The organism is Acinetobacter brisouioides (assembly GCF_004331075.1).
Classification (GTDB): domain Bacteria; phylum Pseudomonadota; class Gammaproteobacteria; order Pseudomonadales; family Moraxellaceae; genus Acinetobacter.
On record NZ_SJNX01000006.1, the window covers coordinates 136,085 to 159,804 of the forward strand.

The 23,720-nt window shown below is 40.8% G+C and carries 25 protein-coding genes, 1 tRNA gene and 1 pseudogene; 16 read left to right on the forward strand and 11 right to left on the reverse strand.

Annotation, left to right across the window (positions count from 1 at the left end; translation table 11 throughout):
- Positions 1 to 74 precede the first annotated feature (74 nt).
- From hisB to hisA, 4 genes are all read left to right on the forward strand, one after another.
- A complete protein-coding gene (gene hisB, locus E0H77_RS09470) occupies positions 75 to 668 on the forward strand; it encodes an imidazoleglycerol-phosphate dehydratase HisB (RefSeq protein ID WP_131377391.1) in 594 nt (197 codons plus the stop codon).
- Entirely contained in the window at positions 668 to 1,285 is a 618-nt protein-coding gene (hisH, locus tag E0H77_RS09475) for an imidazole glycerol phosphate synthase subunit HisH (protein WP_131312964.1), read from the forward strand. The genes hisB and hisH overlap by 1 nt, the downstream gene beginning before the upstream one ends.
- Positions 1,286 to 1,347: 62 nt before the next feature.
- Positions 1,348 to 1,938, forward strand: a complete 591-nt coding sequence (locus E0H77_RS09480) for a 3'-5' exonuclease (protein ID WP_131377394.1) — start codon at positions 1,348 to 1,350, stop codon at positions 1,936 to 1,938.
- A gap of 81 nt (positions 1,939 to 2,019) precedes the next feature.
- Entirely contained in the window at positions 2,020 to 2,751 is a 732-nt protein-coding gene (gene hisA / locus E0H77_RS09485; RefSeq protein ID WP_004898948.1) for a 1-(5-phosphoribosyl)-5-[(5-phosphoribosylamino)methylideneamino]imidazole-4-carboxamide isomerase, read from the forward strand.
- A gap of 42 nt (positions 2,752 to 2,793) precedes the next feature.
- Here hisA and E0H77_RS09490 read toward each other — a convergent pair whose 3' ends face one another.
- The 3 genes from E0H77_RS09490 to E0H77_RS09500 are packed head-to-tail and all read right to left on the reverse strand — an operon-like array spanning position 2,794 to position 4,788.
- Positions 2,794 to 3,189 carry a DUF4870 family protein gene (locus E0H77_RS09490; protein WP_131377397.1) on the reverse strand — a complete coding sequence of 132 codons (396 nt, stop codon included), beginning with the start codon at positions 3,187 to 3,189 and terminating at the stop codon, positions 2,794 to 2,796.
- 15 nt (positions 3,190 to 3,204) lie between these two features.
- A complete protein-coding gene (locus E0H77_RS09495; protein WP_131377400.1) occupies positions 3,205 to 3,828 on the reverse strand; it encodes a DUF1294 domain-containing protein in 624 nt (207 codons plus the stop codon).
- A 3-nt stretch (positions 3,829 to 3,831) separates the two neighbouring features.
- A complete protein-coding gene (locus tag E0H77_RS09500) occupies positions 3,832 to 4,788 on the reverse strand; it encodes a homoserine kinase (protein ID WP_131377403.1) in 957 nt (318 codons plus the stop codon).
- Positions 4,789 to 4,900: 112 nt separating this feature from the next.
- Between E0H77_RS09500 and hisF the strand changes: the two genes are divergently transcribed.
- The 3 genes from hisF (at position 4,901) to E0H77_RS09515 (ending at position 6,720) form a co-directional block, all read left to right on the forward strand.
- Complete coding sequence (hisF, locus tag E0H77_RS09505) at positions 4,901 to 5,659, forward strand: imidazole glycerol phosphate synthase subunit HisF (protein WP_004754632.1); 759 nt, start codon at positions 4,901 to 4,903, stop codon at positions 5,657 to 5,659.
- A gap of 158 nt (positions 5,660 to 5,817) precedes the next feature.
- Positions 5,818 to 6,531 (forward strand): outer membrane protein, encoded by a 714-nt coding sequence (locus tag E0H77_RS09510; protein ID WP_131377406.1) that lies wholly within the window; start codon positions 5,818 to 5,820, stop codon positions 6,529 to 6,531.
- Between the two features lie 113 nt (positions 6,532 to 6,644).
- Positions 6,645 to 6,720: transfer RNA gene (locus E0H77_RS09515), tRNA-Thr, on the forward strand.
- Between the two features lie 332 nt (positions 6,721 to 7,052).
- Here E0H77_RS09515 and E0H77_RS09520 read toward each other — a convergent pair.
- The 3 genes from E0H77_RS09520 to E0H77_RS09530 form a co-directional block, all read right to left on the reverse strand.
- Positions 7,053 to 7,886 carry an SAM-dependent methyltransferase gene (locus E0H77_RS09520; RefSeq protein ID WP_171478331.1) on the reverse strand — a complete coding sequence of 278 codons (834 nt, stop codon included), beginning with the start codon at positions 7,884 to 7,886 and terminating at the stop codon, positions 7,053 to 7,055.
- A 1-nt stretch (position 7,887) separates the two neighbouring features.
- On the reverse strand, positions 7,888 to 9,186 hold the full coding sequence (locus tag E0H77_RS09525; RefSeq protein WP_131377409.1) for an FAD-dependent oxidoreductase: 1,299 nt from the start codon (positions 9,184 to 9,186) through the stop codon (positions 7,888 to 7,890).
- Positions 9,187 to 9,343: 157 nt separating this feature from the next.
- Positions 9,344 to 10,750 (reverse strand): methylenetetrahydrofolate reductase C-terminal domain-containing protein, encoded by a 1,407-nt coding sequence (locus tag E0H77_RS09530; protein ID WP_131377412.1) that lies wholly within the window; start codon positions 10,748 to 10,750, stop codon positions 9,344 to 9,346.
- 488 nt (positions 10,751 to 11,238) lie between these two features.
- Here E0H77_RS09530 and E0H77_RS09535 point away from each other — a divergent pair, with 488 nt between their 5' ends.
- Genes E0H77_RS09535 through E0H77_RS09550 form a run of 4 tightly spaced genes read left to right on the forward strand, consistent with a single transcriptional unit; the run spans position 11,239 to position 14,963 of the window.
- Positions 11,239 to 11,847 carry a TetR/AcrR family transcriptional regulator gene (locus E0H77_RS09535; RefSeq protein WP_131377415.1) on the forward strand — a complete coding sequence of 203 codons (609 nt, stop codon included), beginning with the start codon at positions 11,239 to 11,241 and terminating at the stop codon, positions 11,845 to 11,847.
- 18 nt (positions 11,848 to 11,865) lie between these two features.
- Positions 11,866 to 12,552 (forward strand): type 1 glutamine amidotransferase domain-containing protein, encoded by a 687-nt coding sequence (locus tag E0H77_RS09540; protein ID WP_131377418.1) that lies wholly within the window; start codon positions 11,866 to 11,868, stop codon positions 12,550 to 12,552.
- 9 nt (positions 12,553 to 12,561) lie between these two features.
- Positions 12,562 to 13,980: a coniferyl aldehyde dehydrogenase gene (locus E0H77_RS09545; RefSeq protein WP_131377421.1), complete on the forward strand. Its 1,419-nt coding sequence runs from the start codon at positions 12,562 to 12,564 to the stop codon at positions 13,978 to 13,980.
- A 5-nt stretch (positions 13,981 to 13,985) separates the two neighbouring features.
- Positions 13,986 to 14,963, forward strand: a complete 978-nt coding sequence (locus tag E0H77_RS09550) for a zinc-binding dehydrogenase (RefSeq protein WP_131377424.1) — start codon at positions 13,986 to 13,988, stop codon at positions 14,961 to 14,963.
- A gap of 616 nt (positions 14,964 to 15,579) precedes the next feature.
- On the opposite strand, the gene E0H77_RS09555 is transcribed toward E0H77_RS09550, so the two are convergent.
- The gene (locus E0H77_RS09555; protein WP_131377427.1) at positions 15,580 to 16,053 is read right to left on the reverse strand and encodes a hypothetical protein; all 474 of its coding nucleotides are present in this window, start codon (positions 16,051 to 16,053) and stop codon (positions 15,580 to 15,582) included.
- 445 nt (positions 16,054 to 16,498) lie between these two features.
- Here E0H77_RS09555 and E0H77_RS09560 point away from each other — a divergent pair, with 445 nt between their 5' ends.
- Positions 16,499 to 16,864, forward strand: a complete 366-nt coding sequence (locus E0H77_RS09560) for a hypothetical protein (protein ID WP_131377430.1) — start codon at positions 16,499 to 16,501, stop codon at positions 16,862 to 16,864.
- 121 nt (positions 16,865 to 16,985) lie between these two features.
- Here the strand turns inward: E0H77_RS09560 and E0H77_RS09565 are convergent, their stop codons facing one another.
- The gene (locus E0H77_RS09565; protein WP_131377433.1) at positions 16,986 to 17,756 is read right to left on the reverse strand and encodes a hypothetical protein; all 771 of its coding nucleotides are present in this window, start codon (positions 17,754 to 17,756) and stop codon (positions 16,986 to 16,988) included.
- Positions 17,757 to 18,399: 643 nt separating this feature from the next.
- Between E0H77_RS09565 and E0H77_RS09570 the strand changes: the two genes are divergently transcribed.
- Both E0H77_RS09570 and E0H77_RS09575 read left to right on the forward strand, forming a co-directional pair.
- Positions 18,400 to 18,696, forward strand: coding sequence for a type II toxin-antitoxin system RelE/ParE family toxin (locus E0H77_RS09570; protein WP_131377436.1), 297 nt, complete (start codon positions 18,400 to 18,402; stop codon positions 18,694 to 18,696).
- Between the two features lie 2 nt (positions 18,697 to 18,698).
- The gene (locus E0H77_RS09575) at positions 18,699 to 18,989 is read left to right on the forward strand and encodes an addiction module antidote protein (RefSeq protein ID WP_131377439.1); all 291 of its coding nucleotides are present in this window, start codon (positions 18,699 to 18,701) and stop codon (positions 18,987 to 18,989) included.
- Positions 18,990 to 19,024: 35 nt separating this feature from the next.
- On the opposite strand, the gene E0H77_RS09580 is transcribed toward E0H77_RS09575, so the two are convergent.
- The gene (locus tag E0H77_RS09580; protein WP_131377442.1) at positions 19,025 to 19,390 is read right to left on the reverse strand and encodes a hypothetical protein; all 366 of its coding nucleotides are present in this window, start codon (positions 19,388 to 19,390) and stop codon (positions 19,025 to 19,027) included.
- 203 nt (positions 19,391 to 19,593) lie between these two features.
- Here E0H77_RS09580 and E0H77_RS09585 point away from each other — a divergent pair, with 203 nt between their 5' ends.
- Positions 19,594 to 20,919 carry an ISNCY family transposase gene (locus E0H77_RS09585; protein WP_131377445.1) on the forward strand — a complete coding sequence of 442 codons (1,326 nt, stop codon included), beginning with the start codon at positions 19,594 to 19,596 and terminating at the stop codon, positions 20,917 to 20,919.
- Between the two features lie 421 nt (positions 20,920 to 21,340).
- Here E0H77_RS09585 and E0H77_RS09595 read toward each other — a convergent pair whose 3' ends face one another.
- Both E0H77_RS09595 and E0H77_RS13910 read right to left on the reverse strand, forming a co-directional pair.
- On the reverse strand, positions 21,341 to 21,841 hold the full coding sequence (locus E0H77_RS09595; protein ID WP_131377448.1) for a hypothetical protein: 501 nt from the start codon (positions 21,839 to 21,841) through the stop codon (positions 21,341 to 21,343).
- Positions 21,842 to 22,007: 166 nt separating this feature from the next.
- Positions 22,008 to 22,126: pseudogene (locus tag E0H77_RS13910) on the reverse strand (IS3 family transposase); the annotation flags it as partial.
- Positions 22,127 to 22,441: 315 nt separating this feature from the next.
- Here E0H77_RS13910 and E0H77_RS09600 point away from each other — a divergent pair.
- A complete protein-coding gene (locus tag E0H77_RS09600; RefSeq protein WP_131377451.1) occupies positions 22,442 to 23,590 on the forward strand; it encodes a catalase family protein in 1,149 nt (382 codons plus the stop codon).
- Positions 23,591 to 23,720 lie beyond the last annotated feature (130 nt).

The window sequence follows — 23,720 nt, forward strand, 5'->3', positions numbered from 1 at the left end:
AGCAAATTAATATGCTGTGTTCAGTATCACAGCTATTTTTATCGCAAAATTTGACGTTTTTGAGGAATGTGTCTATGACGCAACGTATCAGTGAAGTGGTCAGAAATACCAACGAAACCAAAATTCGAGTTCGGGTTAACCTCGATGGTACGGGTCAGGGCACATTAAATACTGGAGTTCCCTTTTTAGACCATATGATTGATCAAATCAAGCGGCATGGTCTATTTGACATCGACATCCATTGTGATGGCGATCTGGAAATTGATGATCACCATACGGTTGAAGATTGTGGCATTACGCTTGGTCAGGCATTTGCTCAAGCACTTGGCAACAAAAAGGGTATTCGCCGCTACGGACATTTCTATGCACCGCTTGATGAAGCGTTATCACGTGTTGTAGTCGATATTTCGGGTCGCCCAGGATTGTTTATGGACATTCCATTTACTCGTGCAAGAATTGGAACCTTCGATGTCGATTTATTCTCAGAATTTTTCCAGGGTTTTGTCAATCATGCACTGATGACCCTGCACATTGATAACCTGAAAGGCAAAAACAGCCACCACCAGATTGAGAGTGTGTTTAAAGCTTTTGCACGCGCGTTACGTATGGCATGTGAAGTTGATCCGCGCGCTGCTGACAGTATTGCATCAACCAAAGGGAGCCTGTAATGACCCGTATTGCTTTACTTGATTATGGCATGGGCAACCTACACTCTGCGGCAAAAGCACTCGAGCATGTCGGAGCAACTGTGGATGTCACCAATGATCCAAAGCTGATTGCACAAGCCGATAAAATCGTATTCCCTGGTGTTGGGGCAATGCGTGACTGTATTCAGGGTATGCGCGAAGCAGGCATTGATGAAGTGATTCGCAACGCTGCATTTAATAAACCTGTCCTCGCGATTTGTGTCGGCATGCAGGCTTTGCTGGAAAGCTCTGAAGAAAATGGTGGCAGTGAAGCACTCGGTATTTTTGAAGGTGTAGTGAAACACTTCCCGAAAATCGAAGGCTTAAAAGTGCCACACATGGGCTGGAACCAAGTACATCAGCTTGACCCAAGCCATCCAATGTGGAACAACATCGAACAAGATGCGCGCTTCTACTTTGTACACAGTTACTATGTTGAACCGAAAGATCAAGCCGTGGTTGCCGCAACTTGCGATTACGGACTAGAGTTCTGTACTGCGATTTTAAAAGACAACCTGTTTGCAACACAGTTTCACCCAGAGAAAAGTCATACTGCGGGTTTACAGTTGCTGAAAAACTTTGTGGAATGGGATATTTAACCCTTTCATCAAACAGATCAATCGACCTATAGTGTATAGGTCGATTTTTTTTGCCATCCCACATGTCTATAGACAAAACCACACTGACCCAACTTCCTGCTTTTCAGGGTTTAGATGCCCAGCAGATTATTGATGTTCATCAACCCGAACATTTTGAGCTATTTGAGCAACAAACTCAGCATGTTCAAGTTGTTGGTTTTGATACAGAAAGCAAACCAACTTTTCAAAAAGGCGAAACTCAAACTGGGCCACATCTGATCCAGATTGCCACTGAACATTACGCATTTTTATTTTCATACCATCAGTTCCAGCACCTTGTCCTGCAACAGTTTCTTGCCAACCCCGATATTCTCAAAGTAGGTTTTGGCCTGAAAAATGATCGTAAAATGTTGCACAAACATCAGTTACAGCTTGAAGGAATGTTTGATCTGTCACACCAGTTCAAATCATTTGGTTATCACAATCAGGTCGGGATTCAAACTGCGGTCGCATTGTTATTACAGCAGTATCTTCCTAAATCGAAACGCGTCAGATTATCCAACTGGAGTCAGCAGCCACTTTCGATCATGCAACGTACTTATGCTGCCAATGACGCCTACGCCAGCCTAAAAATCTATCTGGCGTTACAGCAAGAAAAGCTAAAATCCAAGTGATTAAAGATTAATGATTTAAAAATAGTTTGCTAAGATAAATCCCATTATTTTCTGATTGCAATTTTCATAAGGTGCTACAGCATGCTCATCATCCCAGCAATTGACCTTAAAGATGGTAAATGTGTCCGTTTGAAACAAGGACGCATGGAAGACGATACCGTTTTCTCTGACGATCCAGTGGCAACCGCAACCCATTGGGTCAATGAAGGCGCTCGCCGTCTACATTTGGTCGATTTAAATGGTGCTTTTGCAGGTACACCGATTCATAAAGGCGTGGTTGAAGCGATTGCCAAAGCACATCCAGACTTACCGATCCAGATCGGTGGCGGGATTCGCTCTTTCGAAACCATCGAACATTATTTGGAAGCTGGGGTTTCTTTTGTGATTATTGGCACAAAAGCAGCCAAAGAACCTGAATTTGTTGAAGAAGCCTGCAAGAAATTTGCTGGGCATATTATTGTCGGCATTGATGCCAAAGAAGGTTATGTCGCAACCGATGGCTGGGCAAATGTGCTTGACCTTAAAGCAACTGATTTGGCAAAACGCTTTGCAGATGCGGGCGTATCTAGCATTGTTTATACCGACATCGCGCGTGATGGCATGATGCAAGGTGTCAATGTTGAACAAACTGTGGCTTTGGCAGACTACTGTGGTTTACCAATTATTGCCTCTGGTGGTGTAACTGACCTTGAAGATGTACGTGCATTGAAAGGCAGAACAGGGATTTTAGGTGCAATTACAGGTCGTGCAATTTATGAAGGCACACTCAACCTACGTGATGCCCAAATCCTGCTGGATGAAGATAAAATCTAATTCTTCAGAAACGCATAAAAAAGAGCTCATCAGAGCTCTTTTTTAGTCTGCATACATGGGTTGCTCATCATTGAGTGCAATCACGCCACGTATCACCCGATATACAATCCAGATCCACGAAACGGTTGCAACCAGTCCCCAAAAGATAAACGCTGTCAATAATGTGCCAAGAAAAACATTAGGTTGATCAAAGCTAAAGAACAAATAGCCAAATGGCAGCACACCGATGACATTCCAAAACAGATACCACCAAACCGTGCGGATTTGCCAGGTAAAATGACTGGCATAAATCGTGCCCTGCATTGCATCACGCTTCACATAATTGACAATCAGAGCCACAACTGCCAAAACTCCAGCAGAGAAAATCGCAAAACCATACAGCACATACAGCAGCAAAGTCAGATTTCTTTTCAGCTGTAACTCAGCTTCAACGTACATTCCTCTCTCCCCGATCTAGTGCATGAACTTCGGTAACAGTACAATCAATGCACATAACAGCATGATATTCAGCACAATCGTAGCAAAATAAATTTGACGGAAAGGTTGCTTTTGGGTTTTATGACGTAACTTTTGTTGTGCAAACCACGCCGCAGGCCACCCTCCGAGCAATGAAAGTAAGTGTAAGGTTTGCTCAGGCACACGGCGCAGGTTTTGCTGTGCTGCACTTTTATCTTGCGCATACTGCCAGTAGCACAATGCATTGATGAGCAAGCTATACAACAGCAACCAACTTGGCAAAGCCCTAAGTCCAATCGCCACTAGCAAAAACAGAGCATACACTCCGATAGCTATCGCGATCGGGTGAAGTGATGAATGTGGCTTAGAAGCCAACTGGCTGGTTTGACGTGTATTTTTTGTCTGGTTTGCCTTGAGATAAACCACCTGCTTGGCACGAAAACGCCCGCGCTCATCTACAATCACCGCATAATCAAGGGCGCAGCCTACAATCGGACGTGGACCGCGCTGAGCAAAATCTTTAATATGCAAAAAGACCCGTGATTTGCTTAAATCATCAGGTTGAATAAATCCATATCCCTGATCATCAAACCATTCAACTAAGCGCCCTTGATCACGCATTTTTTATTTTTCTCCAAGCAATCGGCTTAAACGCTGCTGTAGCATGGCACGCATTTCATTTGGATTTTTACAATGCACATCATCACCGCCTCGTCCCTGCTCAGCATTCAAACGTGCCACATTTAAGCGTAAGAACCAGAAACGGCAAGCTGCCATGGCCAAGTACACATTTAAACATGCCTGTTCATCGGCGGTCAGTGCGCGAACAGTTTGATAAGCATTTAAGTACGCTTGAAGTTTTTCAGCATCCAATTCAACATTCGGGAACTGGCTACAAAAATCATTGATGGTAATCGCAACATCAAACAGCAATTCATCAAAATTCAGTTCAAAGAAATCTAAAATCCCTTTTAACTCATCGCCTTCAAATAATGTGTTGTCGCGGAACAAATCCGAATGTACCCAGCCTTTTGGACGTTGTGGATACTGTCCTTGATACTGAGAAAATACCGCATAAATATGTTCCATGAGCGCTGCATCTTCTGCGGACATGTTGGTTTTTAAACTTTGACCAATTGCAGTCCAGTAGACATGGTCACGGCTATGACTACGCGTTAACGGAAAATCTTGTAGTGCAACATGCAGCTTCGCCTGTGCTGTAGCAATTGCAGCGACTTGTGTCGTGGTTGTCGTTTCAGGATGTTCACCCCAAACCCGTGGTGCAACTTGTGCAGGTTTACCCACAATATAATGAATCGCACGATCATGATGAATCAGTGGTGCAGCGACAGGAACACCGTGTGCTGCCAACTGTTGCAGGACGGGTACAAGCTCCCCTGCACTTTGTTCAGTTTCATTTTCAAACACTGTCAAAACAAACTGTTTTTGATCTTGAGTGACAATAAAATAGTTGGTGTTTTGAATACCCCCTTGAATCGGAATGAGTTCAACCACCTCCAATCCATAGGCCTCAGAAAACTGCTGAACTTCATCTAAACTCAAAGGAGTGTAAACCGACATAGAAAACCTGCGTGAAACAAAATAAGTTTGGTAGAATGTGCGCATAGTTTACCAAGATGTCACCCATTCTCGGGAACTTTCTTTCCATAGACCGATACATTTGGATGTCACAATGCTTGCAAAACGTATTATTCCGTGCCTTGACGTTGATAATGGCCGCGTAGTGAAAGGCGTACAATTTTTAGATATTCGTGATGCAGGTGATCCTGTTGAAGTTGCACGCCGTTATAACGAACAAGGTGCCGATGAAATCACCTTTCTCGATATTACTGCAACCCATCATGGACGTGACACCACGTATCGTACTGTAGAGCGCATGGCAGAAAGTGTGTTTGTACCGCTGACTGTGGGTGGTGGCGTGCGTAAAGTTGAAGATATTCGCTTGCTTCTGAATGCTGGCGCCGACAAAGTCAGCATTAACTCAGCAGCCGTATTTAATCCTGAATTTGTACAAGAAGCCTCTCAACGCTTTGGCGCACAATGTATTGTGGTTGCGATTGATGCCAAAAAAACAGGTGAAAACAAATGGGAAATCTTTACCCACGGTGGTCGTAAACCAACGGGGATTGATGCGATTGAATGGGCGGTCAAAATGGCAGACTATGGCGCAGGTGAATTACTGATTACCAGTATGGATGCCGATGGAACTAAAGCAGGTTATGACCTTGCTTTAATGCGCGCGATTAATGACCGTGTCACGATTCCGACCATTGCTTCTGGTGGTGTAGGCACCTTGCAACATTTGGCTGATGGGATTTTAAAAGGTGGTGCAGATGCAGTTCTTGCAGCCAGTATTTTCCACTTTGGTCAGCACACTATTCCCGAAGCCAAACAATTCCTGGCAGCACAAGGTATTGAAATGCGATTGTAAACTACTTATTTTTAATAAAAATTTTAAAAAGATGACGATATGTCATCTTTTTTATTTGACCAAAAAATAAAAAATGAATTTTATATTGATAAAATGTATATTTTTTGTAAAATATAGACTCAAAATTAATAACAAGTGAAACTAACTAAAGGTTAACAATGAAAAAACTTACATTATCAGTCATCGCACTCTCTTGTTTTACTGCTAGCGTTTCTAGCCATGCTGCGACTCTAGCTGAGTCTGCTTATGTTTCAGCGAAAGTAGGCGTGGGTATTGAAGATGCACATAGCAATAAAATTTCAGCCACTTTGATAGATTCATCAACAACGCCTGCGACAAGCACTTCAGGGAGTGCGTCTCTTAAAAGTGATTCACAGTCAGTATTTACTGGATCGCTTGCTTATGGTTTTAACTTAGCACCTGTTTACAATATCCCTGTGCGTGCTGAATTAGAATATGCTTATCACGATAAAGCTGACTTTAGCTTTAAAGACCTTTGCTCAAGCTGCCAGCTCAGCACAAAAGTACAAACTGTGATGCTGAATGGTTACTATGACTTTAAAAACAAAAGTGCCTTTACCCCATATGTCTCTTTAGGTCTTGGTAGTGCAAGCTTAAAAACCACAATACATGATGATTCTGGTTACTCTAAAACTAAAACTAACAATGATTTCGCATGGAGTGTTGGTCTGGGTGTTGCATATGCCATCAACCCAAACTTCAGCGTTGATCTAGGCTATCGTTATCTTGATGCAGGAAAAGCGTCAGTGAGTGACTCATTTACAAATGGCTCTACACTTACTCTTCATGAGAACACAAAATCACAAATCAGCTCAAATGACGTAACTCTAGGTCTACGTTACGCATTCTAAGATTTTAAAATTCAATAAAGAGGGCTTATGCCCTCTTTATTTTTTTACATTAATCAATTGTTCATTTTTTGGCTTGACCTTTTACATAAATCCAGTAAAATTCTCGCCACGTTGCCGACATAGCTCAGTTGGTAGAGCAACTGACTTGTAATCAGTAGGTCCACAGTTCGAATCCGTGTGTCGGCACCATCAAATTCTAAAAGCCTCAAGTTTGTACTTGGGGCTTTTTTTATGCAATTAAAATCAGTTGTTAAGTTGTGATTCGGCTGGAAGCATTTAACATTCCACCCAATTGATCAAATCCAATCACGGTGATATTGCCTCAAAAATTTATGTTGGCACTTTGCATTATTGTTGCTTGAAAACCAAATTTTAGTGGAATTCCACTGAGAGTTGTAGAAGCTTTGCTTTTGCTCTTGGCTAGATGGCTTTTATTGTAATGGCAGCTACAGTACTGTTTTTAATCGCGCAGTGTATCCCGTAAAATGATGACTAGCGAATAGCATCATCCTCACACATCATTAAGCCAAGGTTGCGGTAACCTGTACATAGTCAATACGCCGCTCCTGAAATAATTGCTGACACAATTTGGCTGTCATTTGAATTTTTAAAGCATTCAGGTCATGCTGAAAACCATGTAACTGAAGTTCCTGTTGCACGTACTGAGCAAAACCACTCAATACAGGTTCAGACAAAATCTGTATTTGAATTTGCTCAAAGCCATGCAGTGTCAACACTTGTTCAAGTTCCGTTTGGTACATTAGATGTTGGAGTTGCACATCGGCAAGTTTTAGCAGGTACTGATCACGCTGTTTACTCAGGAAACTGGCTTTTGACCAGTTGTCATTGAATAACAAATAATGAAAACCAATTCGCCCTTTGGATTGTAAAAGTACTGGAATCTGCGCAATGAATTTTTTTAAATCATAATGATACAGCGCATCCAGACAAACCATTGCATCAAATTTCTGCTCAAAACATTCAGCATTTAAATTCATAAAAGAGCGCTGATGCGCGGCATGCACACACGCCAAAGCTTGTTGCTGAATTTTTTCAATACAGGCAGTTTGTATTTCCACTGCTTCAATATGCTGCACAGCATAATGTTGTGCCCAGTATTGCAAGCTTGCGCCATGCCCACAGCCTAAATCAAGCAGATGATCTTGTGCGGTGAGTTGAATACTTTGTGCGAGATGCTCGGCAAGCTGTTCACATGCCTGCACATAAGTTTGGGCTGGTGCAGACCACAAGCCCAAATTACTCCACGCCAGTGTGGCAGAGTCCCCCAACATTTGTGTATTAATCGCATATTTATGCTGGGGAAGTTTCTGGCGTAGACGTTGCAGAAGTTGCAAATTAGTAACCCAATTCTGGGGCAACTTCTGGTTTTGGTTTTAATCCTACAAATGGAATTGGCGCACCTAGATTCTTGGCAATCTGCATCGCAGAAGTCACCGCAGACTCCAAAATTGGCAAACCATCACATGACCATGAACCACAGAAGTAAACTTTACGATCTGACACTTTTTGGCGGCGCTGTAATTCTTGGCTAAGCTCTACAGTTTGAGAATTTACCACTGCGCGAGTCAGTTTCACGGTAGAAATGATTTTTTTCGGGTCAATTGGTGTAACAGGACGCCATGTTTGGAATACAGGATTCTTTCCAACCAAAGTTGGCTCAATCGCGTTCATCCAAACTGTAAATTGCTGACGGGTAAAGTGTCGATCCATCATGTAGCTGAGTACTGCCCAGTCCTTACGACGTGGTGGCATCACAGTTGCATCGGTATGAATGACCAGATCACCTTCTTCAAAACGGAACTGTTTTAAAAGCTGCAAGTCTTCAGCAAACTGTTCTGGATTGAGGAAATCTTCAATTTTATTGGTTGGAGTTGCCACAATCACACGATCAAATAACTGCTGTGTACCTGCCTGATTTTCAACCAAAACTTTATCGTCTTTCAGCTCAACTTTCGTTACCGCAGCACCGCTATGAATGGTAATACCTTCAATCAGCTTGCCTACAAAAGCAGGTGTCCCGCCTTGCAAACGCAACAATTCAACACCACTGGTCAACTGGCTCAAAAATACCAATAACGGTTTCGCTGGCCATTCACCAATGGTTTTCGGATTACAGGTACAAATGGTATACAGCACAGGCATGACCGCACCATGCCAGAATACTTCTTCGATGTCGTTTTTATTAATAAATTCAGTCAGGGTAATATTCTGATTTTTCGATTTAAAGAAACGGTGAATTGCAGTTTTCAGCTGAAGCATGCCTTTGACCAAACGCACACCGTATTGTTGTAAGCCTTTACGGTTATTGATGATCGGGAAATTCCCAATCGGTGCGCGTGAAGTCGTTAGCCACGTTTCAGTTTTATCTTCAAATAACCAGCTACATGCCATGTAGGTACGTACTGGAAAGGTTTTAATGCCTAAATAAGTTGCAAGACTTAAGGTGTTTTTCCAGAGATACGGATTCATGACACGCAATGGCGCATCAATAATGCCACCATCAAACTCGACCGTATGACTGTCCATGCCTCGTCCGGGCAACGATTCAAATACGGTAATATTATGTCCTGCATCTTTGAGAATTCTTGCAGTAGCAAGCCCAGCCATGCCACTACCAATGACTGCAATATCCAATGTTTTATCCGTTTTTTAGCCCATTTTTTTCATTATGTGCGATGTTGCCAGCAAATACCTTGTTAAAAAATACCATAATTCGTTTTTTTTACATTCGCTTACAGTCATTTTTTACAAACAATCCTGACTTGAATTTTTAAAAATAATAAATTAAAAATCAATGACTTTTTGAATTAAACCAGTTCACCCATGAGCTTGTCTGACGAATTTCTATAGGTACGGCAGGAATCAGTTCGTAACGCAAAATGTCCTGCTGCCTGACCTGCTTGGCTAAACGGTATTTTTGACTATGGATACATTCCCGATCAGCAAATTCGCAGCGATCAAGATGGGTTCCACCACACGGCCCATTGGCTAAACCTTTCGGGCAGGTTTCAGGGCAAATATACAGTGTTTCTGCCAAACGACACTGTCCACAGCTTTCACAACCGACCACCGTATGCTTACTGGCATATTCTACTGCCAAAATACCTTTAGCTGCCAAGCCCTGTTGCCAAAACCCCAGTTGAAACACAAAACGTCCAATTTTTTGCGCCAGTACACTGTCAAATAACCAGTCATGAGTAACTTGTAAAACCTTATATTTCAACACCGAAGGTTGCTGTTGCGGATAAGCCATCAATAAATCGGGCTGCATTTCATCACCCCGTACAACCTTGCACAGACGATTCCACTCCGCCAGACACTGCTCAACGCTCCATGTTTGATACTGAGCCAAAGCCTGTTCCAGCAAAGTCTGCTGCTCTGAGTTTTGACAACCTGACACATGAATGCCTGCCAATCCCCAGTGTCGATAAATCCAGATTTGCAATGCTGCACGTGCATAAACGCGCTGCTCTGCCCATGCTGCATTTTGCTGCTGTTCAACTTTCAGGTGTTGCAATAAATGGGGGCTAATTTCAATGCCTGCCACCTGTTGCTTGACCATAAATTTGGCACGGCGATAGGTCAATGGCATCACACATGCCAACACAGGGCAAGGCTGCGTACTTGCATCCACAAACTGTTTAAATTTCAAAATTTTATTGAGATCATAACCTAACTGGGTAATCACAAAATCTGCGCCTGCACGCTGCTTTTTTTCAAATTTGAGATACTGGGCTTGTTCTTCACTTTCAGTATATTTAAATGGATTGAACGCCACACCACAATACATATCAGGTGCATGGGCTTTGACCCACATTAAAGCACTGACTGATTCTAAATAGCGTGTACGTTGTATAGGGTCTTGCTTGCCAAAATTGTGCTGCTTGAGCTTATCGCCTGTGAGCAATAACACATCATGCATATTTTGCTGTTTCGCTTGCTCGACAAACTGCTGTACATCTTTAACATCACGCGCTTTACCTGAGAAATGCAGCAGCTTGGCTTGAGCAGTACTGACACTCTGAGCCAAAGTGATGGGGGATGGATCATCATCGGCATGCACACGATCCGCAAATGCCATGACACAGGGTAAGCCTGCCAAAGTCGATATCGGCGGTAATTCTGTACGCTTAGACACGATCTGTTCAAGAACCAGACAAAACTGTTGCTGTTGTAAATAATGCGAAAGTGCCGACATATGTGCAGAGAGAAAAATCTAAAGATCTAGTTTAACAAAGACCTCTATACAAGAAAAATGCCAAACAGATTATATCAAAACCAATACAAGCTTTCAGGGAAAATAGACCTAAAGTTGCGAAGGTTAAATTTTCGACTTCATGAGAAAAAACGATTGAAATTATAGATCAATATCATTGATTTAAAAAAATTTACTAAAAACCATATACTAGATTATTGCCTTCTTTGATTGAAAATCAAAGTACATTGCGAGCTAAACACGAATTGCTCAAGTGGTAAAATTGTGTCACTTCACGAATCCGACCTACAATTGTAGTCTTTTGTAAAAATCTTATGCTGCTCCTTTCTTTATTTCCCTGAAGCTTTTGAATTTATAACCATTTCCATCATTTTTAACTATATCTGTTCCCCTACCCCCCAATTGACAAGAAAATAATTTGCTGTAATCTAATTAATAGACGACTGGTCTATTTTAAAACAGGTAACCCGATGACCCTCAGCAAAAAAGCAGAACAAACTCGACAGCATATTTTAGATACAGGCTTTGAGCTGGTGCTGCACAAAGGCTTTGTCGGTGTCGGTTTGCAAGAAATTTTAAAAACCAGTGGTGTTCCCAAAGGTTCGTTCTATCACTACTTTGCTTCTAAAGAAGTGTTTGGTTGTGAACTGCTGCAACACTACATCAGCAACTATGGGCAACGTTTGTCTAGCCTCTGGAGCCAGCCTGACGGGTCAGCACGCACACAGTTGCTGAACTATTTTCAGGTATGGATTCAAGACCCAGAACAACCCGATACAGGCTGGGCCGAAAGCTGCCTGATTGTCAAACTTGCGGCTGAAGTAGCTGATTTATCAGAAGATATGCGCCAGATCATGCACCAAGGCGTGCAAGTCCTCTTAGCACGCCTCAGTGAATTGCTACAACGCGGTGTCGATGAAGGTTCGATGCAACTGTGCAGCAACCCTGCTGCCACTGCACAAGTGCTGTACCAGATGTGGCTCGGTGCTGCCCTGCTCAGCAAACTCAGTCAAAACAAAGACCCGATGCACGATGCACTGCGGGCAACAGAATTTATGCTCGGTCAAGCGAGCGCTTAAGGCATTTTGGAGAATATGATGAAAATTTTAATGGTACTGACTTCACATGACCGCTTAGGCAACACAGGTCATAAAACTGGTTTTTGGCTAGAGGAATTTACTGCGCCGTATTATGTGTTTAAAGATGCGGGAGCAGAAATTACATTAGCCTCACCTCAAGGTGGACAACCGCCACTTGATCCTAAAAGTAACGAACCTGATTTCCTGACGGATTCAACCCGTCGTTTTGAGCAAGATGCTGAAGCAAAAAACTTGCTTGCACATACACACGTCCTTGCCGAGGTTGATGTGACTGGCTTTGATGCCGTGATGTATCCAGGTGGACATGGCCCTCTGTGGGATCTGACTGAAAATGCCGCTTCAATTGCATTACTTGAGTATTTTGACCGTGCAGGCAAACCCATGGGCTTGGTCTGCCATGCCCCTGCGGTACTCAAACATGTCAAAGCAGCAGCAGGCGCGTCTTTTGTGGCTGGGAAAACAGTGACAGGCTTTTCCAACAGTGAAGAAGCTGCCGTTGGGCTGACTGACATTGTGCCATTTTTAATTGAAGATGAATTTACAGCACAAGGCGCACATTATCAAAAAGGTGCAGACTGGCAGTCTTTCATTGTCACCGAAGGGCATTTGGTGACAGGGCAAAACCCTGCCAGCTCGGAAGCTGTCGCAGAACAGCTTCTCGTTTTGCTGAACCCAGCGACTTAAGCATTTCCGATGGATATTACAACTTTACAGCAACGCTTGGCGGATATGCGCCAAGCGCATGCTCAAGCTGCGCCTGCCAGTCTGGAACTACGCCATGACCGTTTGGAACGTGCCAAAAAACTACTGATTGAAAATCGTGAGGCGCTGATTTCTGCAATTTCGGCAGATTTTGGGCATCGCAGTGCTTATCAAAGTTTAGTGTCAGACATTTTGGCATCGGTGGGCGCACTGAGTTATGCTCAAGAGCAACTGGCTGTGTGGATGCAACCTGAAATTGTGGCTGCGCCGTATGCTGAGATGCGTACCGAAATTCATCAACAACCACTGGGTGTAGTTGGGATTATTAGCCCGTGGAATTTCCCACTGAATCTTGCCTTTAGCCCACTAGCAGGTGTGTTTGCCGCAGGCAACCGTGCCTTAATCAAACCCTCTGAACTGACGCCGAAAACCGCAGCACTGTTGGCAGAACTGGTTCCGCAATATTTCGATGCACTAGAACTAGGTGTAGTCACGGGTGATGCCGAGATGGGCGCAGCATTTAGCGCCTTACCTTTTGATCATTTGGTGTTTACAGGTAGCACGCAGGTTGGACGGCATGTAATGCGTGCTGCCGCAGAAAATCTGGTGCCTGTGACGCTGGAACTTGGCGGCAAGTCGCCTGTGGTAATTGCACCTGATGCCAAACTTGAACAAGCTGTGCAACGCATTTTGACGGTGAAAACTTTCAATGCCGGGCAAATCTGTATTTCACCTGATTATGTGTTGTTGCCTGAACAGCAACAGCAGGATTTTGTGGCATTTGCCCAGCAATTTATGGCAGAGAGCTTCAACCATTTCCAAGACAATCCTGATTACACCGCGATAATTAATCCGCGCCATTATCAGCGTTTATTGCATGTATTAGAGGACGCCCAAGCCAAAGGGGCAACCTTGATTCCGCTGACTGCGCATACTCAAGATGCAACCCATGATGATGCCAGCCGTAAAATTGTGCCGACCTTGGTGCTGAATGTCAGCGATGACATGCTGGTGATGCAGGAAGAAATTTTTGGCCCAATCCTACCGATCAAGACCTATCAGCACGAACGGCAAGCCATTGACTATATCAATGCGCATCCACGCCCATTGGCGGCCTATTACTTCTCGGAAGATGCCGCAGCACAACAGTATTTTGCTGAACGAACCACCTCGGGTGCGCTGGTGGTGAATGACGTGATGACGCATGTGGTGATTGAAACCTTGCCGTTTGGTGGTGTGGGTGCATCGGGAATTGGAGCTTATCACGGCGTACACGGTTTCAGACGTTTTAGTCATGCCAAACCGATTGTGGTGCAAAGCCCGCAAGGTGAATCCAATTTACGTTTACGCGCGCCTTATGCGGCAGCGTATCAGCAATTACAGAATATGCTGAACCCAACTCAGGAGTAATTTTCATGCAAAGTTTAATTCATGAGCGCTTTGGCGAACCTGAAGACGTACTGCATTTAGCCGATCAGCCTGTGCCTGAGTTGCAGCCTGATCAGGTACGGATTCGCACCCTGCTTGCGCCGATTCATCATCATGATTTGTGGACGGTACGTGGACGCTATGGTTATAAACCAAGTTTCCCTGCGATTGGTGGCAGTGAAGCGGTCGGGATCATTGATGCGATTGGTGCAGAAGTTGAACATTTACAGGTGGGTCAACGGGTTGCGGTGGCTTCGGTACATGGCACATGGGCCGAATATTTTATTGCCCCAAGCCGTATGGTAATTCCACTGCCCGATGCAATTCCCGATGAAGTTGCAGCGCAGTTGATTGCCATGCCGCTCAGTGCCCTGATGTTACTGGAATTTTTACAGGTCAATGCGGGCGACTGGATTATCCAGAATACTGCGAATGGTACGGTCGGCAAAACACTGGCCATGCTGGCTCAGTCGCGTGGCGTGCATAGCATTAACCTTGTGCGTCGCAATGAAGCAGTCGCCGAGTTACAGTCTTTGGGCATTCAGCATGTGGTTTCGACTGCACAAAATGGCTGGCAACAGCAAGTTGAGCAAATTGTGGCGGGCGCACCGATTCGTGCTGCGGTGGACTCGATTGGCGGGCAAGCCAGTGCAGACTTACTCAGCCTGCTTGGTGAAAATGGCACATTGGTTTCCTTTGGTACTCAGCTTGGCGAGCCAATGCAAATTGCTTCGGGAGATTTGATTTTCAAACAAGCCACCGTAAAAGGTTTTTGGGGCAGCAAAGTCAGCCAAAACATGAGTATGGCCGATAAAAAGCGCCTGATTACCGAGCTTATGCAGCGCCTTGTCAGCCAAGAATTAAAACTGCCTGTTGAAGCAATTTTCCCTTTTGCCGAAATTAAGCAAGCGGTGAAACGTAGTCTGAGTTCAGGTAAACAAGGGAAAGTCTTGCTACGTCCTTAAATAAAATACTGAACAGGCAATGCAAGTGCGATGCCTGTTCATTTGATAGTTTTAAATATAGATTAACGAACATTTATCATTTTAAGTCATGATCTAAACACTGTTTGTAGTGAACAATAGCATTTAGGTATAAGCCTTTGTGTGAAATCATCGTGGTCGCCAAACATTTTTAAGCCCCAAAATCCCATATGACTACGTTTACCTGTCAAGATTCTGTCCCACCAACCGATCTGGAACCTGCACCAATAACAAGCACCACAGAGGTTACGATACCCGAAAAATCGAAGCACTACCCTGTACCAGAACAAGTTGAATAGAGCCTGAGCCAAGGGGCTTCTAGAGCCGAGTTTTCGAGCTGTATGGGTAGCGGGATTGTTCACGGCAACTAATCAAAATCGTGGAACACTGATTAAATATTAGGCATGGAACGTTACGATTCATGTAAAAAGCCCGATTGGTGGGAATCGGGCTAATGTAAAAAACATAAGATACTGAAAAAATAAGAAAACAATTTGATTTCGTATAAGGTGTATTATGTTAATTTTAGAAAAACTTTAAAGTTTCTACAAAATCAGTGGCTATTCACTATCTGATTTTATTAGACCATTACATTCATCTAATCTTTTTTAAATTGCGATAGTAAGCCTGAATCATCAAGATTATTAACGTATCCTTTTGACGATTCTTTACAGTAAACAGTTGCTAACTCTTGATCACCTTTACTAACGACAATACCTGATTGTGAATTAAGGTTATTAGGATCTCTTTGATATGAAGAAAATACCGTATATTTGATATTCCCATTTTGAATTTCTAAACTGTTATTGACCATAGAACTAACACCTGTCCACGGCATATAAGTTACTTGTTTTGTTGTTAAAGCCATTTCAGGGTTTGATAAATTTCGGCCAAATTTATACGAAATTAAATTTTTATTTAAAGTAACTAATAACTGCTTATTATTTTTTGTAGTACATTGAAAAACTATAGTATTTGCTAAAGCATATGAACTATTAAAAAAAGATGTGACTAATATCAGAAATAATAGTCGTTTTTTTTTGATGACCGAGAATAGAGTTATAGATTTCATTTATTATACAAACTTATATCAATGAAAATACAATTTTAATAATAGCATTTAAGCTAATATTTAGTCACTATCTAATAATTAATCTTCAGCTATATGGGCATCAAAGAGTCGTATTCAGGAGCTGGATATGCTACAACATCTGCATCAAAAGCCTTTGCTTGAGCAATAAGATTTCATTCCTGTATTTTTTTCATCAAACTAGGTTTTACTAATCGCACATCGGTAGGGGAAAAAATTTCATAGTGTTCCAATTCATTTTGCATAATTATACCTCAACTTTTGATAAATGTATTTTTAACTCTAATTTTGGTAATTCTATAATAAAATTTATTAGCAAAGCACAATCCATAAGTGAAATAGAAAATATTTGAAAAAGCTTAGATATGATTTAAGCTTACTTTCACTACCTAACACTTGAGTAATAATTGATGAAAATAATATCTGCATGGAAATTTATTTTGATAGGGTCACTTTTTTATTGTCAGGAAAAACTTCTGCTTTGACCTGTATGCAACTTGCTAAGATTGCTGACGACAATGCTGACACACCTAGAACTAAATATAGTTTTGTCGTTAAAGGTGGAAAAGGGTTTAGAACTTATTTCCATTCAGCACCTTCACACGAATGTAAAATTGATGGGTTATTTATTATTCCCCAAAATTCTGTTATTGCATATCAGTACTTTAAAAACCAGAATAAGCAGTGGATGTATGTTATGTATATTGATGAGAATGGTAAGGATACAGAAGGTTGGGTTTTAAAAAGTGATTTTAAAATGACTGGTTATATTAATAGCCCTCTAGAGCCATAAAAAGTAGTTCTGAAACAATAGACGAAATTTGTCTAGGAGAGTGGTGGCAGTCCATTGCCTAACTAAAAGGTGTATATAAAATTAGTGGCTATTCATTAATTTTAGGATTTTATAGTAAATTTTATTGATTTATAGCACATCTAGGAGGTAAATTCCCAACCTCCAAACCTCTTTTTGGCATATTGTATACATCCCATAAAAATTGATCACTTATAGTTCCATCATCTAAATTAGCTTGAAACATATCCTCAGCTAATCGATTGATATATTTATAATTAATTTTTAATAAAAACTGTTCAGTTGTTAGTTTTCTAAACTCTGAAAATCGTCTAATTTTTATGCGCGCTCTTTGCATTAGTTCTGGAAAGTCTTTACTATCACAAACTTGCTCAACTTTTGTTATTTTTATTTTTTCCACTCTATCTTGTCCCTTTGAATAATCAACTTCTTGATCATAATTATTGTTTGAATTACCTATGTAACCATTTTTAATCAACACTTTAACACATTTTTTATAAGCATTTGAAATATATTCTTCATGCTTTATTTCCTGCTTGCTAAATATAATTCTTTTTATATCTCCAGCATCCTTAAGAAGATCTGAATACGAATATGGTAAAGGTAAATTCTTTTTCATGACTATATTAATAATATCTAAGGCATTATCAGATACGTTTTCATCAGCTTTCTTTAATGACTGATTCCCAACATAAGCTCCTTTATAATTACTTATTGTATTTCCTATAAAAAACTTAAAAGAAACACATTGCGGATAAGTATTATCATAATAAACGGTTTTTGTTTGACCATTTTCATAGACTATCATTTTTGCTAATTCTTTTGAAAAAGCAAATTGTGAAACTAAACATAATGGTAAAATTATCCACTTCATAAATGGACTAGAAAATTTATATATCATTATCTTAAATTTAAATATATTTCAACAAATAATATATATCTTAAAAAATTATGGTTGTAAAATCTAAAAATATTGCTATGTAATTAGCTAAATAAGCCTTTGTTTAATAAGCCTATAAGTTTATGATTTTATTTAATTTTTTAAATATTTATTTTGTAGAATATTTTCGAAAAAAGTATTTCTAATAAAATATTTACATTAAATTAAACCTGAAAATTTAGAGTTTGAACTGACTGAATAAAAGCTGTTTAACATAAATATCTTATTCGAAATTTAGAAACTGTATTTTTCCACCAATTTTGTATTCATTTAACATAATGGTCGTTATGCGAAATGCAACACATCAAATACAATTAAATCAATAACTTAACTAATTTAAAAAAACCCAAAAACCGTAAAAAAGCCGACTTTGCAACAAGTTGGCTTTTTTATGTTCTATTCTGGAATCTTTCGCCAATAAAATCGATTAACATTTATACAAAATTGGCAATCCCATATATTTTATAAGACTTTTATGACCGAAAGAATCCACAATTTCTGCGGATAACCCTTGGGATAAAAATCTTGCATTTCGTATTCGATCGAATACAATAAAGTAAGATAAGAAGGAACTCCCATGATTGAAATTAAACGTCTGCCCGAATTTGATGAATGGCTAGATGGTCTTAAAGACAATATGACCCGAATCCGTTTGAATCGCAGATTAGATAAGGTTCAACGTGGTAATTGGGGTGACATTAAGCCACTCCAAGAAGGTGTTTGGGAGATGAGAGAGTTCTTTGGTGCTGGTTGGCGGATGTATTACATCCAACATGGTGACGTTGTGATCGTGATGCTTGGTGGTGGCGAAAAATCTACACAGCAAGATGACATCAAGAAAGCCGTCAAACTATCGAAAACATTGGAGGATTAAAAATGGTTAAAGTTGCTGATTTACCAAGTTTTGATATGGCTGAGTCACTTAAAACTGAAGAAGACATTGTGATGTATCTCAACATGGTTCTTGAAGAGAATGATCCAGCGGAATTAGCTCATGCGCTTGGTGTAATTGCCAAAGCAAGAGGTATGACCCAAATTGCAAAAGAGGCAGGTATTGGGCGTGAAGCTCTCTACAAAGCTCTCCGTCATGATTCTGCTCCTCGTTTTGATACGATCAATCGTGTTGTACATGCACTTGGTTTAAAACTGACAGTACAAAATGCCTAACTAAGCTTTAAAAAATATGGACATACCGATGTCTATTACATGTTTTCGTTTAAATCTTTTTTCATAGATTCTTTTAATTGTAAAAAGAATCTATTTCTTTCAGTGGTATTTGGTTGACTATCTCTGAAGCCTTGCACAGCTTCAGATATTTCAGGTGTTCCATATAAATCAACTTTAAACTGCCACATTGCGAAAGATTTTGAATTTGCATCACTTGGCTCTACAGCTGCTTTATGTAAAGCATCCAGAAGACCTAAATACGCCTCTCTTTTTTCCTTATATTTAAGAGTCTGCTTTGCATTTTTCCTCGTTATTAATTGGTCTAATATTTTAGTAATTATTGCTGTTATGGCTGTTCCTATACCAAGCCCACCTAATAAGGGAATAATCCAACTTTCCATAAATTTTCCTACAAAAATGAAAAAGAAATTACTCTAATATTTTAGACATGTCATACATATCTTATTTAACATAAAATCTCTTATACGAAATAAAAATGTAAGCCCCAAATAGAAATGTCCGGTTTCTCCAAAGTAAAAATGTCCGCTTTTAGAATATGCACTTTTGCGATTATCGAAGCGGACGGTTTGATATGTTGGTGTCTATGTCGGATAAAGAACTTAAACGATTGTCAGTCTTGCAAGAAATCTGTGATCAACGCATAACTCAGTCTCAAGCTGCTCAACTACTTCATATTTCAGAACGTCAGATCAGACGCTTACTGAAAAAATACAAGGCTCAAGGGCCAGCTGCTTTAGCACATGCGGCACGTGGTCAAACCAGTAATTCCAGACTTCCTAAAGAACTTAGACTCAAATGCCTCAATATTATCGCTGAGCAATTCCATGGTTTCGGGCCAACTTTAGCGCATGAAAAGCTGACCAGCGTTCATGGATTCGATATCTCAGTGGAAACCCTGCGTTCATGGATGATTTCAGCCGATTTATGGATTCCTCGTGCCAAGCGACTTAAACGCCCGTATCAGCCTCGTTATAACCGGGACTGTTATGGTGAACTGATCCAAATTGATGGCTCACATCATGACTGGTTTGAAGGAAGAGCCCCTAAATGCTGTTTACTGGTTTATATCGATGATGCGACAGGAAAATTGCAGCATTTACGCTTCTGTGAGTCGGAATCAGCCTTTGACTATATGATTTCAACACGTTTATATGTCGAACAGCACGGTAAGCCCTTAGCGTTCTACAGCGATAAACATTCTGTCTTTAGGGTGAATCAAAGCAGCAAGAAAGACACCAAGATTACCCAGTTTGGACGCGTACTCAGTACCCTCAATATCGATATCATCTTCGCAAATTCACCACAGGCCAAAGGCCGTGTGGAACGAGCGAATAGAACACTTCAGGATCGTCTGATTAAAGAAATGCGGCTGGAAGGCATTTGTTCGATTGAGCAAGCCAATTCATGGCTGCCCTGCTTTATTGAGCAATTTAACCATAAATTTGCAAAGATGGCCTTTAATCCCAAAGACTTACATCGGACTGTCACTGAAACTGCTGATGAATTAGATGATATTTTTACTTGGCGTGAACCACGTAGAGTCAGTAATAGCCTGACGATTACTTATGATAAGTGTATGTACATTATTGAAAATACTAAAGAAAACCATAGGCTTCTTGGCAAGTATATTGAGTTTCTAGAATACCCAGATGGTACCTTCGCAATTGAATACCAAGGTAGAAAAATCAGTTACAGCATCTTTGATAGATTAAGCCAGCTCAACCAACGAGAGATTGTTGAGAATAAACGATTAGGTGCTGTTCTCAATCATATTCAGCAACAGCATGAACTATTGGAACAACAAAACAAGCGGAATCGTTCTCAAAAGATGCCAAGCAGACGTGCACAGAAAACTGCAGTTCAACAACGAAATCTGAATCCTGTGCTTGACTTGGAAATATCTGTATAGGACATTTCTATTTGGTTTTAAGGTAGGACATTTCTACTTAGGAATAACAACAGTGTGTAACTCCAAAGTAAAAATGTCCGCTTTTAGAATATTCGCTTTTGCGATGATCGAAGCGGACGGTTTGATATGTTGCTGTCTATGTCGGATAAAGAACTTAAACGATGTCAGTCTTGCAAGAAATCTGTGATCAATCCTTAACTCAGTCTCAAGCTGCCTGCAACGACTTTGATGTGAATCGTCGCGTTTCACATCTATTCCGCAACCATTATTCTACGCTTTTGATTAGTCCTAGTTAATAAATAGCGGGCGGGCTTTGAATGATGAAATTCCCTTGTAGAAGTCATATCAGTTGATCGAGATGCACTGGGCAGCTGAATCAACTGATGAAGTTGGGAAAATTCATCTATTCTTTGACTCATACCTATGACCTAGGCAAAGAAGTTTCACCTTCTAATATAAAAGTTCTGGCTGTTGGAGAACTGGCTGGTTTAATGTGCAGTGTGCCAGCCCCCTTCAAACCTTTAAATATGCCAATACCACTAACAACTTCCCAAAAGCCATTGTCATTAAGCTGTGGTTTACCATCTTTATCTGGTAAAAAAATAGCCCGCACTGTCCACTTGATGTAGGCAATATTCGCTTCTCCCTGACTTAAGATCAGGTAACCGCTAGGATCTCCGCTCACACCAGGAATGATATCGTGTCTGCCAAATTCAGTGACCGAAGCACCAGCAAAAAGACCTTTACCAACAGCTTGCCCTTCTCGCTTAACCATGAGCACAAAATGTCCTGTCCCATCTTTAAAGTCCATTTTGATTTGCTCTTTAGGCGTCATGACTGCTGAAATATCAAGGGCATCAGCAAATACTAAGCTTGGCTGAATAAGAGCAAGGGCAACAAACAGTTTAATAAAATTCTTCATAATTCTTCCTTGAATTGTTTTGATATTATGCCTTTACGTTATACGTATAATCGAAAAAGTGCTGAGCACAGACCATGTTCTAATGAACTCGTTTGAACTACAAGCAATCTCTGATCCTAGGAAACTGGATTGTGGACGACTGCCCCTCTAGATTCTTAAAATATTTCTATTCAAAGTTTTCAGGACTTAACCCGTCATTGGCAGAATGCTTTCTGATTCGATTGTAGTAAGCTTCACTATGTTCGAACAGATCGTATTAACTTCTTTTTGTGTAGCAGATAAGCTAAACGATGCTTCGAGCCTTTCATATGCGTATGTCTGCGCGCAATTGCAAATAAAGAGTCGGATGAGTCTGAAACCGCATAATCAATAGCTTGTTGTTTAATTTCAGGACTTGAGCAGACTGCTTCGCAAGATAGCCATAACTATATCTGCAAAGTTAATCTTAGGTTAACTTTAGATCGGTGCTATAAGATCCGATGAATCAAAAAAATACAGTTATTATCATTATTTTGTGTATTAAATAAACTCAAGGAATTTCATCTTATCCGCGTAAAAAAAGTTCATTATGCTGCTGATGCCAAAACATGGAGAAACCTAATGATTCATTTCATGCGGTCAATACCCTTGAGTCTGCTGTTTACTGTAGCACCTGTGGCCATCCTAATCAGTGCTTGTACGGCCGTGCATAATAATCCCTCTCTCACAAAGCCTAACTCTCCTAACAAGATGGCTTATCCCAGTATTGATCCAGATTTGAATGAACACCTTTATCCAAATGAAGCCGTGATAGCCGAAGAAATCTCAGATGTGATTGAAAAATCTATTCGCAAACAATATTCCGGAGGTACTGCTCTACGCGATGCACATCCCAAAGCACATGGCTGTGTACGGGCAGAGTTTCAGGTGAGTGAAACACTTCCTAAAAATTTAGCGCGAGGAGTTTTTATTCCTGGTAAAACCTATCCGGCATGGATTCGCTTCTCTAATGGTTCTCGTGATGCGACTCAAGCAGACATTCAAGCCGATGCTCGAGGCATGGCAATAAAACTTTTAAATGTACCTGGAAAAAAACTTTTAGAAGATGAAGACTCTACACAAGACTTTATTATGATTAATTATCCAATCTTTTTTGCCAATGATCCAAACCGCTATATGGCACTAATGCAGGATATAAACAGCGAAAACTTTTTTAGAAAACTTCATATTCCTTTTGCTCTAGGATCTAAAGGAACTTTAATTGCTTTAAACCTTAGAACCAAAATTTCAAATCCTCTACAAACACGCTATTGGTCAATGGTGCCCTATCAGTTGGGATTAGGTTCTAATCGTCAGGCAGTCAAATATTCAGCCCGAGCTTGCTCACCGATTAAAGATCCTATTCCAAACCATCCCAGCCATGATTATCTGCGCGAAGCACTTCGAAATAGCCTACAAAAGGATAGCGCTTGTATGGAATTTCTAGTGCAGCCCCGAACATCAAATACAATGTTAGTTGAAGATTCCATGACTGAGTGGGAAGAAACCCAAGCCCCTTTTTATCAGGTGGCGACTATTCGCATTCCCAAACAGGTTTTTGATACACCTGATCAGAATAAGTTTTGTGAAAACCTTTCTTTCATACCGTGGCATGCTTTACCTGAGCATAAACCACTTGGTGTCGTAAACCGAATGCGCAAGGTCATTTATGAGCGAATTAGCCAAGTCAGACATGAAATGAATTCTACTCAAAGACAAGCCCCTCAATAGCATATTTACACTCTTGCCTGTACGAAATAATAAAAAGTATAGATGGCATGCTTTTTATCAGAAAATAGCTTTATCAATTTGTTTATCCTCAATGCCCTAACCATTGTCACTACATTTATTGCTATCAACC

Coding starts and splice junctions, on each gene's coding strand:
- hisB (WP_131377391.1), top strand. CDS start 75: ATGACGCAACGTATCAGTGAAGTGGTCAGAAATACCAACGAAACCAAA.
- hisH (WP_131312964.1), top strand. CDS start 668: ATGACCCGTATTGCTTTACTTGATTATGGCATGGGCAACCTACACTCT.
- E0H77_RS09480 (WP_131377394.1), top strand. CDS start 1,348: ATGTCTATAGACAAAACCACACTGACCCAACTTCCTGCTTTTCAGGGT.
- hisA (WP_004898948.1), top strand. CDS start 2,020: ATGCTCATCATCCCAGCAATTGACCTTAAAGATGGTAAATGTGTCCGT.
- E0H77_RS09490 (WP_131377397.1), bottom strand. CDS start 3,189: ATGTACGTTGAAGCTGAGTTACAGCTGAAAAGAAATCTGACTTTGCTG.
- E0H77_RS09495 (WP_131377400.1), bottom strand. CDS start 3,828: ATGCGTGATCAAGGGCGCTTAGTTGAATGGTTTGATGATCAGGGATAT.
- E0H77_RS09500 (WP_131377403.1), bottom strand. CDS start 4,788: ATGTCGGTTTACACTCCTTTGAGTTTAGATGAAGTTCAGCAGTTTTCT.
- hisF (WP_004754632.1), top strand. CDS start 4,901: ATGCTTGCAAAACGTATTATTCCGTGCCTTGACGTTGATAATGGCCGC.
- E0H77_RS09510 (WP_131377406.1), top strand. CDS start 5,818: ATGAAAAAACTTACATTATCAGTCATCGCACTCTCTTGTTTTACTGCT.
- E0H77_RS09530 (WP_131377412.1), bottom strand. CDS start 10,750: ATGTCGGCACTTTCGCATTATTTACAACAGCAACAGTTTTGTCTGGTT.
- E0H77_RS09535 (WP_131377415.1), top strand. CDS start 11,239: ATGACCCTCAGCAAAAAAGCAGAACAAACTCGACAGCATATTTTAGAT.
- E0H77_RS09540 (WP_131377418.1), top strand. CDS start 11,866: ATGAAAATTTTAATGGTACTGACTTCACATGACCGCTTAGGCAACACA.
- E0H77_RS09545 (WP_131377421.1), top strand. CDS start 12,562: ATGGATATTACAACTTTACAGCAACGCTTGGCGGATATGCGCCAAGCG.
- E0H77_RS09550 (WP_131377424.1), top strand. CDS start 13,986: ATGCAAAGTTTAATTCATGAGCGCTTTGGCGAACCTGAAGACGTACTG.
- E0H77_RS09555 (WP_131377427.1), bottom strand. CDS start 16,053: ATGAAATCTATAACTCTATTCTCGGTCATCAAAAAAAAACGACTATTA.
- E0H77_RS09560 (WP_131377430.1), top strand. CDS start 16,499: ATGGAAATTTATTTTGATAGGGTCACTTTTTTATTGTCAGGAAAAACT.
- E0H77_RS09565 (WP_131377433.1), bottom strand. CDS start 17,756: ATGAAGTGGATAATTTTACCATTATGTTTAGTTTCACAATTTGCTTTT.
- E0H77_RS09570 (WP_131377436.1), top strand. CDS start 18,400: ATGATTGAAATTAAACGTCTGCCCGAATTTGATGAATGGCTAGATGGT.
- E0H77_RS09575 (WP_131377439.1), top strand. CDS start 18,699: ATGGTTAAAGTTGCTGATTTACCAAGTTTTGATATGGCTGAGTCACTT.
- E0H77_RS09580 (WP_131377442.1), bottom strand. CDS start 19,390: ATGGAAAGTTGGATTATTCCCTTATTAGGTGGGCTTGGTATAGGAACA.
- E0H77_RS09585 (WP_131377445.1), top strand. CDS start 19,594: ATGTCGGATAAAGAACTTAAACGATTGTCAGTCTTGCAAGAAATCTGT.
- E0H77_RS09595 (WP_131377448.1), bottom strand. CDS start 21,841: ATGAAGAATTTTATTAAACTGTTTGTTGCCCTTGCTCTTATTCAGCCA.
- E0H77_RS09600 (WP_131377451.1), top strand. CDS start 22,442: ATGATTCATTTCATGCGGTCAATACCCTTGAGTCTGCTGTTTACTGTA.